The sequence below is a fragment of the Rhodanobacteraceae bacterium genome, from assembly GCA_016713135.1.
GTDB lineage: Bacteria > Pseudomonadota > Gammaproteobacteria > Xanthomonadales > SZUA-5 > JADKFD01.
The window spans coordinates 191,433-204,095 of the sequence record JADJPR010000010.1; the positions used below are offsets into that span (position 1 = coordinate 191,433).

A 12,663-nucleotide genomic window follows, 5' to 3' on the forward strand; every position below is an offset into this window, starting at 1 on the left:
GCTGCCACCAACAACCAACAACCAACACCAACACCAACACCACACCACCCCCAACACACACACACCACACACCCGGACCCCAATGACCCAATACAACTATACCGGCCGCACGGCCCTGATCACCGGCGGTGCTGGCGGCATCGGCAGCGCCACGGCGGCGGCATTCGCGGCGGCGGGGGCGAGTGTGGTGGTGGCGGATGTCGCCGCCAGTGGCGCGGAGGTGGCGCGCGGGATTGTCGCGGCCGGCGGGCGGGCCGAGTTCGTGCGTTGCGATGTGACCTCGACGGCTGAGGTCGCGGCGCTGGTCGAACGCACTGTGGGCACTTTCGGTGCGCTCGATTTCGCCTTCAACAACGCCGGCATCGAGGAAGAGCACGCGCGCCTGGCGGATTCGGACGAGGCCCTGTTCGATCGCATGATGGCGATCAACGTCAAGGGCGTCTGGGCCTGCATGCGCGCGCAACTGCGGGTGATGGCGGCGCAGAAGCACGGCGTGATCGTCAACACCGCCTCGGTGGCGGGCCTGGTCGGCGCGCCCAAGCACGCCATCTATGCCGCCACCAAGCACGCGGTGGTCGGCCTGACCAAGAGCGCGGCGGCCGAGTACGGCAAGGTTGGCATCCGCGTCAACGCAGTCTGCCCCGGCGTGATCCGCACCGCGATGTTCGAGCGCGTGGTGCAGCAGGGGCTGGCGGACGAGCAGGGCATCCGCCGCCTGCACCCGGTCGGGCGCATCGGCGAAGTCGGCGAGATCGCCGACGCCGTGCTGTGGATGTGCTCGGCCGGTGCCGCATTCATGACCGGCCACACGCTCACCGTGGACGGCGGCATGACGGCCGTGTGATTCGCGCCGCTGGGGGAATAACTGGTTCAACGCGGAGACGCAGAGGACGCAGAGGAGCGCAGAGAGAGACGATTCCAGATCACGGTGGACTGCAGGGTCCGTGGAGCCGTGCGCCCTGCACGCGATGCGCCCATGCGACCGCCTCCACTTGCGCAGCCCTTTGCGCCTTTGCGTTGCGATCCGCAGCCCTGTGCCCTTCCCACCCCGGCACTTTTCTTTCTCTGCGCTCCTCTGCGTCCTCTGCGTCTCCGCGTTGAACAACTTCCCCCCGCCGCCAGCCTTGTGCTGCATCAATGCCGTGAACCCGGGACTGCCGATACTGGAGGCCGGCCGGCAGCGCGGGAGTGGCGTTGATGTTGCAGATCCGGATTCATGGGCGTGGCGGCCAGGGTGTCGTGACAGCAGCCGAGATGCTGTCGATCGCCGCCTTCGAGCAGGGCCGCCACGCGCAGGCTTTTCCGAGTTTCGGATCCGAGCGCACCGGTGCGCCGGTGATTGCCTATTGCCGCATCGACGATGCGCCGATCCGCTTGCGCGAGCCGATCCTGGCGCCCGACGTTCTGATCGTGCAGGACCCGACGCTGCTGCACCAGGTCGACGTGTTCCAGGGCCTGCAGCCGGGTGGCTATGTGCTCATCAACAGCCGCCGCAGCTTTCACGACCTCGGCCTCTCCGACATCGAGCAGCGCTACCGGCGCGAGCGCCTGGTCACGCTGCCGGCGAGCGAGATCGCGCTGCGCAATGTCGGCCGCCCGCTGCCGAACGCGGTGCTGCTCGGCGGCTTCGCGGCGCTGTCCGGGTTGATCTCGCTGCCGGCCGTCGAGCACGCCATCCGCACCAAGTTCAGCGGCAAGGTCGCCGATGGCAATGTCGCCGCGGCTGCGGAAGCATTCGCCCACATCCGCCGCGAAATCGAGGAGCTGGCCCATGCTTGAACAGATCGAGGGTTCACGAGCAGTCGCCACGGCGGTCGCGCTGTGCCGGCCCGAGGTGATCTGCGCTTACCCGATCTCGCCGCAGACGCACATCGTGGAGAGCCTGGGCGAGATGGTGAAGAGCGGTGAGGTGGCCGACTGCGAGTTCATCAATGTCGAGAGCGAGTTCGCGGCGATGAGCGTCGCCATCGGCGCCAGCGCGGCCGGCGCGCGCAGCTACACGGCGACCGCCAGCCAGGGCCTGCTGTTCATGGCCGAGGCGGTCTACAACGCCTCGGGCCTCGGCCTGCCGATCGTCATGACCATCGCCAACCGTGCGATCGGCGCGCCGATAAACATCTGGAACGACCACAGCGATTCGATGAGCCAGCGCGACTCAGGCTGGATCCAGCTCTTCGCCGAGACCAACCAGGAGGCGCTCGATCTGCACATCCAGGCTTTCAAGCTCGCCGAGGAGCTGTCGATGCCGGTGATGGTCTGCATGGACGGCTTCATCCTCACGCACGCCTACGAGCGCGTCGACATCCCCGAGCAGGCGGATGTCGACGCCTTCCTGCCGCCCTACGAGCCGCGCCAGGTGCTGGATCCGGCCGAACCGGTGTCGATCGGCGCGATGGTTGGGCCCGAGGCCTTCATGGAGGTGCGCTACCTCGCGCACGCCAAGCAGCTCGCCGCGCTGGACGTGATCCCGCGGATCGCCGCGGAGTTCGAGGCGCGCTTCGGGCGCGCCTCCGGCGGCCTGGTGCGCGGCTACCGCATCGACGACGCGCAGACCATCGTCGTGGCGCTGGGATCGGTGATCGGCACGCTCAAGGACACCATCGACGGGATGCGCGACGAAGGTATCCCGATCGGCGTGCTCGGCATCCAGTCGTTCCGCCCCTTTCCGCTCGCAGCGGTGCGCGAGGCGCTGAAGGGCGCGAGCAATGTCGTCGTGCTCGAGAAGAGCTTCTCGGTGGGTCTTGGCGGGGTGCTCTCGACCGATGTGCGCGTGGCGCTCTCGGGGCTGCAACTGCACGGCTACACCGTGGTCGCGGGCCTAGGCGGACGCGCGATCACCCGCGCCTCGCTCAGGCGCACGCTGGACGAAGCCATCGCCGGCACGCTTGGCCCGCTGACTTTCATGGACCTCGACTGGCGCATCGTCAACCGGCAACTGGCGCGCGAGGCGCAGATGCGCCGCAGCGGGCCGATCGCAGAGAGCTTGCTGCGCGATGTCGGCCCGATCGCGGCAAAGGTCATCTGACCCGGATACTCCGCGAGGCCGCAAGAAAATGGCACATCTTCCAAACTGCGACTCGAAGATCGGTTGCTCAACGCAGACAGTCCGCTGCCTTCTCACCCTGCTCTTCTTTGCGCCGGACGTTGCTCGTCGTCGCAATGGAACCACCATTCCTCCTCCTCGCGCCTCGGTTCCGGCGCAAAGCCCTTCGCGATCATCCGCGTGTCCTCACGGAGTATCCGGGTTCATGACTACTGAATCCCCGATCCGCTTCTACCAGACCGGGACCTTCACGGTCGGCAACCGCCTGCTCGACGCCACCCAGCGCAGCGTGCAGGCCTCGACCGAGCGCAGCAACGCGCTGACCAGCGGCCACCGCGCCTGCCAAGGCTGCGGCGAGGCGCTCGGCGCGCGCTATGCGATCGACGCCGCGATGCGCGCAACCGGCGGCCAGTTGATCGCGGCGAACGCCACCGGCTGCCTGGAGGTGTTCTCCACGCCGTATCCGGAAACCTCCTGGCAGCTGCCGTGGCTGCACTCGCTGTTCGGCAACGCCGCGGCGGTCGGCACCGGGATCGCCGCGGCGCTCAAGGTCAAGGCGCGCAAGGCGGGCCTGGCGCAGAGCCCGGTGCGGGTGATCGCGCAGGGCGGCGACGGCGGCACCACCGACATCGGCTTCGGCTGCCTGTCCGGGATGTTCGAGCGCAACGACGACGTGCTCTACATCTGCTACGACAACGAGGCGTACATGAACACCGGCGTGCAGCGCAGCTCCGCCACGCCTTTCGCCGCGCGCACCAACACCACGCTCGCGGTCGGCCCGCATCCGGGTGCAGAGGCAGGGCAGGGCAAGGATTTGCCGCGCATCGCGATGGCGCATGAGATCCCGTACGTGGCCACCGCCACCGTCGCCGATTTGCGCGACCTCGAAGCCAAGGTCGAGAAGGCCATGGGCATCCATGGTGCGCGCTATTTGCACATCCTGGTGCCGTGCCCGCTCGGCTGGGGCGCCGCCAGTTGCGACACCATCAAGCTCGCGCGCCTGGCGCGCGAGACCGGCCTGTTCCCGGTGTTCGAGGCCGAGCGCGGCGAGGTCACGCGGGTGACCAAGATCCGCCATCGCGTGCCGGTGGACGAGTATCTGAAGCCGCAGAAGCGCTTCGCCCACCTGTTCGGCCCGCACGGCCACCCCGAGATGCTGGCGCAGATCCAGGCGCAGGCCGACCGCAACATCGCCCGCTACGGATTGCTGGAGAGCGTGGCATGACCATGCAGAAACCTTTCGCGATCACCCTGGACCCTGGCTCCTCGCTGGCCAACAAGACCGGCACCTGGCGCACCGAGCGCCCGGTGTATGTCGACCGGCTGCCGCCGTGCAACGCCCAATGCCCGGCGGGCGAGGATATTCAGGGCTGGCTCTACCACGCCGAGAGTGGCGACTACGAAGCCGCCTGGCGACATCTGACGCGCGACAATCCCTTCCCGGCGATCATGGGGCGCGTCTGCTACCACACGTGCGAAACCGCCTGTAACCGCGCCAAGGTCGACCAGGCCGTCGGCATCAACTCGGTCGAGCGCTTCCTCGGCGACGAGGCACTGAAACGCGGTTGGTCCTTCGCGCCGCCGGCGAGCGAGACCGGCAAGCGCGTGCTCATCGTCGGCGCCGGCCCGTCCGGCATGTCGGCGGCCTATCACCTGCGCCGGGTTGGCCACGCGGTCACGGTGATCGAGGCCGGTCCGCTGATGGGCGGCATGATGCGTTTCGGCATCCCCAAGTACCGATTGCCGCGCGAGGTGCTCGACGGCGAGATGCAGCGGATCGTTGCGATGGGTGTGACGGTGCAACTGAACACCAAGGTCGCCGACGTCGCGCAGACGATGCGCGAGGGCGGCTTCGACGCTGCCTTCCTCGCGGTCGGCGCGCACATCGCCAAGCGCGCCTGGATCCCGGCCAAGGACAGCTCGCGCATTCTCGACGCGGTCGCCGTGCTGCGTTCGATGGAAGGCGGCGAGGCGCCGCTGCTCGGCCGGCGCGTGGTGGTCTACGGCGGCGGCAATACCGCGATCGACGTCGCGCGCACCGCGCGCCGCCTTGGCGCCACCGATGCGGTCATCGTCTACCGCCGCACCCGCGAGAAGATGCCGGCGCACGAACTGGAGGTCGAGGAGGCGCTGCAGGAAGGCGTGATGGTCAAGTGGCTGTCGACCATCAAGGGCGAGGATGGCGGCGTGCTCACCATCGAGAAGATGGCACTCGACGAGAAGGGCAACCCGCAGCCGACCGGCGAGTACGAGACCCTGGAAGCGGACTCGCTGGTCCTCGCACTCGGCCAGGACGTGGACCTGTCGCTGCTCGACGGCATCCCGGACCTGCGCCGCGAGCACGGCGTGGTGCTGGTCGACGAGCACATGATGACCAGCCAGCCCGGATTGTTCGCCGGCGGCGACATGGTGCCGGCCGAGCGCAATGTCACGGTCGCCGTCGGCCACGGCAAGAAGGCGGCGAAGAACATCGACGCCTGGCTGCGCGGGACCGTGCTGGAGCGCGCACCCAAGCACGCGCCGGCGAGCTTCGAGCGCCTCAATCCCTGGTACTACGCCGACGCGCCGAAGACCGTGCGCCCGCAACTCGACCTCGCCCGCCGCACCAGCAGCTTCGACGAGGTCCAGGGCGGCCTGACCGAGGACAACGCGCTGTTCGAAGCGCGCCGCTGCCTGTCCTGCGGCAACTGCTTCGAGTGCGACAACTGCTACGGCGTGTGCCCCGACAACGCCGTCATCAAGCTCGGCCCCGGCAAGCGCTTCCAGTTCAACTACGACTACTGCAAGGGCTGCGGCGTATGCGCCGCCGAGTGCCCCTGCGGGGCGATCGAGATGCACCTGGAGGCCTGAGCCAGCCTGCGCCGCATCCGGGCCTTCGCGCGGAGCGCTCCGCGATCCGACGGTCCCGGTGCAATACTCTGCCCATGAGCGAGGATCTCACCGAACTGCTGGTCCAGGCGGGCGCCGATCCTGCCAAGCGGGCTCGGCTGTTCGCTCGCGTCTACGACGAGTTGCGCCAGATCGCCCGGCGGGAATTGGGATCCCATGGTGCCGACAGCACCCTGGAAACCCGCCCATTGGTCCATGAGGCTTACTTCAAACTCTTTCCGACCAGCGGCGGCACGCATTTCGAGAACCGACGGCATTTTTTCGGAGCGGCCGCGCGGGCAATGCGGCAGGTGGCGATCGAGCACGCGCGCGCACGCCTGGCAGAAAGACGGGGTGCGGGCCAGCGTCCGGTGGATCTGGCTGCGTTGGCCGAAAGCACACTGCGCGTCGACAGCGAGGCCGAGAATCTGGTCAGGCTTGACGAAGCGCTGGCGCAGCTCGGCGAGGTGGACGCGCGCGCCCTGGAGGTCGCCGAACTGCGCTTCTTTGCCGGGCTGGAAGTGAGCGAGATCGCGGCGATGCTGGGTGTCTCCGAGCCGACCGTGAAGCGCGACACCCGGTTCGTGCGCGAATTCCTCGCCGAATGTCTGGCCAACTGATTCGAGATCTGGCGCAAGTGGCGGCAAGCTCAGGCCAGTCCCCGGATGGCGGACCACGGGCGCCGGTGGCGGTGGACATCGAGCGCTGGCGGCGCATTCGTGAGCTCTCGGAACTGGCGGCGTCCCGGCCCACGGACGAGCGTCTGAACTGGCTCGCCTCAGTGGAGGCGGACCCGGCCGTTCGCGCGCGGGTGCTCGACCTGTGCGATGAAGAGCCCGTGGGCGTATCTGCCGAAGCATCGGAGTGGACGCCGGAGGCAGTATCAGCCTCCGTGGAGGCGCTCGCTGGCGGCGTCGTCCCCGGGGCGCGTGTCGGTGCCTGGCGCCTGCTCGAAAGGGTAGGCCGCGGCGGGATGGGCGAGGTCTGGCAGGCGGAGCGGGTCGACGGTGGTTTTCGCCAGGAAGCGGCCATCAAGCTGATGCGTGGATTTGGTGAAGCAGCGCGTTTCGAAGGAGAGCGCGCGATCCTGGCGCGCCTGGAACATCCCAACATCGCGAGGTTGCTGGACGGCGGCACGCTGGCAGACGGACAGCCCTGGCTTGCCCTGGAATTCGTGCGCGGTCGGGACCTGCTCACCCATTGCGACGCCGGCCGATTGTCCTTGCGGCGCCGGATCGAGCTGTTCCTTGGCGTTTGCGCCGCGGTGGCGAGTGCCCACCGATTGCCGGTTGTCCACCGGGACCTCAAGCCGTCCAATGTCCTGGTGACGACGGATGGGCAAGTGAAGTTGCTCGATTTCGGGATCGCCAAGTTGCTGTCGGGCGCCTTGGCGCAGCAAGCCTGCGAAACCGCGGCGATGCCGATGACACCCGCCTATGCGGCGCCGGAACAGCTGCGCCGGGAACCCGTGAGTACGCAGACGGACGTTTACGCACTGGGTCTGCTGTTGCACGAACTTCTGGTCGGCGCGTTGCCGCGGGAGCGGCGGGCGACCGGCGATGGCGATGCGCTGGTCCGGATCCTGACGCAGGAACCGCCGCCTGCGAGCGGCACGCTCGATCGCATGGAGCGCGCACGTCTGGTGTGCGTGGCGACTGCGCGTGGCAACTCGGCCGCGGGCTTGCGCGGGGTGCTGCGCGGCGACCTGGACGCGATCATGGCCAAGGCACTGCGGCTGCGGCCCGAAGACCGTTATCCCTCGGTTGACGCGCTGGCAGCGGACTTGAATCGCTGGCTGGCGCAGCGACCGGTGGATGCTCGACGCGGCTCATGGCGCTATCGGGCGGGACGCTTTGCGGCGCGCCATCGATGGGTGGTCGCGCTCGCATGCCTGCTGCTGTTGTCACTCGTTGCCGGCATCGGCACCGCGGCCTGGCAGGCTGGCGAGGTCGCTCGCGAGCGCGACCTTGCGCTGTTGGAGAGTCAGCGCGCCAGCGCCGCGCTGGCCTTCCAGCGCGAGATCTTCCGCCGCGCGCGGCCGGCCCAGCACCGCGGACGCGAGCCCACCGCGTCTGAATTGCTCGACCTGGGCGAACAAATGCTCTCCGGGCGCAGCGAACTCGAACCCGGCGTGCGCGCCACTCTGATCGAAGAGTTGTCCCGTTCGCGCGCTTCGCTGGGTGCCTACGAAGCCGCGCACAAACAGGCACTCGAGGCACGCGCCATCTTCGAGTCGCTCGGTGATCGTCAAGCTACCTTGCGCCTGGACATTCACCTGGCGTCGCTCGAGGAGCGCCTGGGCCTCAGAAACGCAGCGAGGATGCGTATCGACCGCGTGCTGGCCGCGGCAGCTGACACAGACCTGTCCCCAGCGGATCTCTACGCGGCCTGGTACCAGCGCGGAATCCTGCTGGGCAACGGCGGCGATATCGACGGCGCGGACCGCGCGATCGCGCGGGCAATCGAACTGGTTGGCCTCAGCGCGTCGCCGCCGGCCACGGTGGTCGGCATGGAAGTCGTGCGTGCGGGGTACCTCTCCGCCTCCGGCCGGGCCGAGGAAGCGCTCGAGCGGCTCGCCGCCACCCGCGCGCGGTTGCAGTCCCTGGGCGCCTTCGACGACGCTGCACGGCAACAATGGCTCCAGGGCGAGGGCGTGGCGCTGGAGCAACTGGGCCGCTCGGAGGCGGCACAATTGGCCATCGACGCGCGGCTCGAGCTCTCGCGACGCATCTACGGGCCGCGCCATCCTGCGGTGGCGGCCGACCTGCGCCAGCTGGCGCGTTTGGCGCTGCGGCAATACGACCCGAAGCGCGCGCTGTCCCTGGCAGAGGCTGCCTTGCCGCTGATGCGCGAGCACTACGGTGACGGCCACTCGGATGTCGCATCGGTGCACCAACTGCTTGCGCTGGCGCGGCTGCGCACGGGCGATCTCAGCGGTGCCCGCCAGGATGCACAAGCTGTGATCGACATGCGTACCCGCCTGGATGGCGAGGCGCATCCGCGCACCTTGGCCGCGCGCGGGGCGATGGCGATGATCGACGAGGCGGCGGGAAGCCTGATGGATGCGCAGCGCGCGGCCGAAAGCATCCGCGCGCAGAACTCCTGGAATCAGCTGAACGGACTGACGCGCGCGCGCCTGGATGGAATCCGCCTGTTCCACGCCGAATCGCTGAAGCGCTCCCGCTGCGAAGCACTCTTGGGTGCCCACGCACAGGCGACCGATCCTGCTGGTATCCGCCTGCTCGCTTTGTACCTCGCGGCCTGCTGGCGCGGCGTGGGCGCACACCCGCAGGCCGAGGCACTGCTGGCCGGATTGTCCCCGGAACAACCGGGCGAGTTCGCTGGCGACCCGGCGTTGGTGCGCTTGCGCGCACAGGCGCTGACGCGTTGAGTGTCCGGACCGGCGCGTGGACCAGCGATCGCCGCTACTCGAAGCCGCTGGCGAAAATCGACGGAATCACGCCCGTCCCCTGCATCATGAGCGTCGCGGGTGATCCCACCGCGTCGCTCGGGACCGAGAGCAGGTCGGCCGTGGCCCCAGCCATCGCGGGCGCGAAACGCAGGACGAACTGACACATGGCGCCCGCCGCAAGGGTCTGGCCACTGCACTGGTCCGATTGCAGCGAATAGTCGATTCCGCCGCCGAGCACCAGCGTGCCGAGCGCCAGGCTGACCGGCGACAGGTTGCTCAGGATCACGGTCTGCTGAAGACCGGGTTCGCCCACGCCCGCGATTCCGAAGTTCACACTGGCGGGCGACAGGCTGGGCGCTGCAGGCGCGCCCCGGCCACGCAGGTCGATGGCCGCGGGACCGTTGTCGCCCGCATGCATCACCGCCACCGATTCTTCGAAGAGTCCCTTGGCCGTGGGGGCAAAAGTGGCCTGCAGGCTGCATGACTGTCCGGCATCGAGCACGAAAGGTGCGGGCGGGCAGCTGTCGGAACCAAGCCCGAAGGGCGCAGCCGGAACACCGAGCGCCTGGATCGTGAGCGCTGTGTTGCCCGCACTGCTCACGGTCACCATGGCGCCGGCGCTTTGGCCCACCGCGAGAGTGCCGAAGTCCTGCAAGACTGGCGTCAACGACAACGCGCTCAGAGTACCCTTGCCCAGCAGGGTCAGTGGATGCGGCGAGTCTGGTGCGTCGCTGATCAAGGTCAGTTGCTGGGAAGCATCACCGAGCTCGGCGGGGGCAAAGCGATAGTCGAGAGTGCATGAAGCGCCGGGCGGCAGGGCGAAGGGCGGCGCGGAGCAACTGCCGCCGACCTGCGAAAACGGGGCTCCGGCAGATTCGATGGACTGGATCGTGAGCGCCAGGTTGCCGACGTTTTCGAGGGTGGCCGATTTCACCGGCGTCTGCCCTCCAGGCTGAGCGCCGCCCAGGTCCAGCGGGTGGTTGCCGATCACCAGTGCCGGCAGGGCGCCGGTGCCCGTCAGTTCGAACGCGGCGACCGTGGGTGTCGTGTTGCTCGAGACCCCGATGATGGCCACGGCAGGTCCCAGCGCCTCCGGGGTGAACCGATAGACCAGGGTGCAGGCCACATCTGGCGGCAAGGCGAAAGGCGGAGTGGCGCAATCGCCGCCGACGCGCTCGAACGGACCAGTAGGTTCATCGATGGATTGCACCAGCGCGTCGGTCACCCCCGTGCTCGTCAGGGTCTGGGTCAGCGTGACCGAGGGCGTCGCCACCGCGACTGTCCCGAAATCGAGGGAGGCGCCATTGCTGAGGGCCAGTCCCGGACCGTCGGCGAAGCCCGACAGCGACACGCTGTGCGGACTGTTCGATGCCGTGCTGCTGACGGTGAACAGCGTACTGTGGAACCCGCTGCTGGTGGGCCCGTAGACGTATCTGCGGGTACAGGATTGGCCCGGCGCCAGGGCAAACGGGGGCGCGAGGCAGGTGCCTCCGGCGACGCTGGAGAAGGGCGCAGTCGGCGATCCGATGGATTGCACGGTCAGGCTTGCCGCGCTGGCATTGCTCAGCGTCAGGACGGCCGGGCTGGTGGGCACGCCGACAACCGTCGACCCCACGAACAGATCGCCGGGTGTGATCGTCAGTTGGGCCACGACGCCGCTGCCGGTCAGAGAGGCAGTCTTGGGGCCGCCTGGGTCATTGCTGGTGAAGGCGATCGTCTGTCCGGTGGCGCCGACGCCGGCAGGCGAGAAGGTATATCGCAGGGTGCACGAGGCACCCGGCTGGACCACGATCGGCAGCAGGTTGCCGCAATTGCCGCCGCTGACCCGGGCGAAGGGTGCAGAAGCAGCCTGGATGGCGCTGATGGTCAACGGGCTGGTGCCGCTGTTGCCGACGGTGAGGTCGCGCGCGGCACTGGTGCTGCCCACGGCAACTGCACCGAAAGCGAGCGGGCTGCCCAACTGCATCGAGGCTGCTGCCTGGCGGTAGGCCACGACCTGTCCATCGTCGCCAGCGGCCCCCGGGGCTGCCAATGCACTGAAGGCCAGCAACTCTTGCGCATCGATGGCAAGGCGAGTCCCGAAATCGGCCAGCGCACTGCTCGGCGACTCGGGATAGCGCAGCGTTTGTCGCTCAGCCCAGAACAGGCCGTTCTGTTCGTAGACGTGCACCCGGCCACGGCGCTGGGTGACAGGATCCAGTTGATCCGGGTCCGCCACCGCCAGACGCGTGCCCATGACCGCCAGGCCGGCGCCGAAACGGTTGGCGCCAACCGGCCCCAGACGTTGGGTCAGGCCCCAGTTGCCGCCCGAACGGTAGTAGACATGCACCGCCCGCCCGTCCGGCGCCGGGCCGGTGGGTGCACTCACGAAGGCGTAGTCGCCCGTCACCGCAACTGCGCTGCCGAATGCGATGGTGGGATCGGTCGAGGTGGGGGAGAAAATGGCCTCGTTCTGCCAGTCCGCGCCTACCCGGCGATAGGCCATGGCGCGGCGCACATCGGGAATGCCCACGACCAGCCGGTCGCCGGCCAGTGCCACCGCCTGCCCGAAGGACCGGCCGAACTCCGCCGGTGGGCTGATGGAGGACGCGAGGGACCAGCTGTTTCCAGTGCGGACGTAGTGGTAGACGGCGCCACGCCCATAGGCAGTGCGTCCCGGCGCGCCGACCACCAGGCGATCGCCCTCGATCGCCACGCTCGCGCCGAAGTTGCCGGTGACACTGGGTGCGGCCGGTCGGTCGATGCGTTGCTGGAGGCTCCAGATGGCGCCGCTTCGCTGGTAAATGCGCACCGAACCGACGTCGGCCAGGCCTCCGATGTTGTCTCCGGGCGAGCCCACCGCGAGGGTGTCTCCAGACAGTGCGACGCGGCCCCGGGCATGCGCATTGGCTGTGATCGTGGGTTGCGGTGTCCATCCCGGCAGGTCGATCGCCTGCTGCAGCAACCAGGTGCCGCTGCCACGAACGAAGAGATAGACGTCGTTGCCGCTCGCGTCGGAATCGACCGCAACCAGCGTCTCGCCCGACAGCGCAAGTGCGTCGCCAAAGCGCGAGCCCTGGCCGACGGCGTGGACGTGTTGCTCGAAAGTGTAGTTCGTCGCTGTGTGTGCTGTGCCACCCGCGAGGGACAGCAGGACGATGGGCATGCGCAGTCGATCAACGTGAGAGCGACGGGAAGCGTTGGGCATGGCGCGGAATCCGGATTCGGGTTTCCATTGCCCATGCGCAATCCCGAGCACTGGCGGATCACGCGCATACCAAGTTGGATCGGTGCTCGAGCTTCCGACGGTGAACCGATGCGGCCGCAGGTCCGCGCAGTGCGCGGGTCAGGCCAGTCAAGG

8 protein-coding genes are annotated in these 12,663 nt (G+C 68.4%); 7 read left to right on the forward strand and 1 reads right to left on the reverse strand.

Features of this window, described 5'->3' with window-relative positions:
- The first annotated feature begins 82 nt into the window (after nt 1-82).
- From IPK27_10825 to IPK27_10855, 7 genes are all read left to right on the forward strand, one after another.
- Complete coding sequence (locus IPK27_10825; GenBank protein ID MBK8068094.1) at nt 83-844, forward strand: glucose 1-dehydrogenase; 762 nt, start codon at nt 83-85, stop codon at nt 842-844.
- Between the two features lie 353 nt (nt 845-1,197).
- Nucleotides 1,198-1,779, forward strand: coding sequence for a 2-oxoacid:acceptor oxidoreductase family protein (locus IPK27_10830; GenBank protein ID MBK8068095.1), 582 nt, complete (start codon nt 1,198-1,200; stop codon nt 1,777-1,779).
- Nucleotides 1,772-3,025, forward strand: coding sequence for a pyruvate ferredoxin oxidoreductase (porA, locus tag IPK27_10835; GenBank protein MBK8068096.1), 1,254 nt, complete (start codon nt 1,772-1,774; stop codon nt 3,023-3,025). The genes IPK27_10830 and porA overlap by 8 nt, the downstream gene beginning before the upstream one ends.
- Nucleotides 3,026-3,248: 223 nt before the next feature.
- A complete protein-coding gene (locus tag IPK27_10840; GenBank protein MBK8068097.1) occupies nt 3,249-4,268 on the forward strand; it encodes a pyruvate ferredoxin oxidoreductase in 1,020 nt (339 codons plus the stop codon).
- A 2-nt stretch (nt 4,269-4,270) separates the two neighbouring features.
- A complete protein-coding gene (locus IPK27_10845; GenBank protein MBK8068098.1) occupies nt 4,271-5,893 on the forward strand; it encodes an NAD(P)-binding protein in 1,623 nt (540 codons plus the stop codon).
- A gap of 74 nt (nt 5,894-5,967) precedes the next feature.
- Complete coding sequence (locus IPK27_10850) at nt 5,968-6,531, forward strand: sigma-70 family RNA polymerase sigma factor (protein ID MBK8068099.1); 564 nt, start codon at nt 5,968-5,970, stop codon at nt 6,529-6,531.
- Nucleotides 6,516-9,302: a serine/threonine protein kinase gene (locus tag IPK27_10855; protein ID MBK8068100.1), complete on the forward strand. Its 2,787-nt coding sequence runs from the start codon at nt 6,516-6,518 to the stop codon at nt 9,300-9,302. Before IPK27_10850 ends, IPK27_10855 begins: the two co-directional genes overlap by 16 nt.
- Nucleotides 9,303-9,336: 34 nt before the next feature.
- Here the strand turns inward: IPK27_10855 and IPK27_10860 are convergent, their stop codons facing one another.
- Nucleotides 9,337-12,468, reverse strand: a complete 3,132-nt coding sequence (locus IPK27_10860) for a choice-of-anchor D domain-containing protein (protein MBK8068101.1) — start codon at nt 12,466-12,468, stop codon at nt 9,337-9,339.
- Between the last annotated feature and the right edge of the window lie 195 nt (nt 12,469-12,663).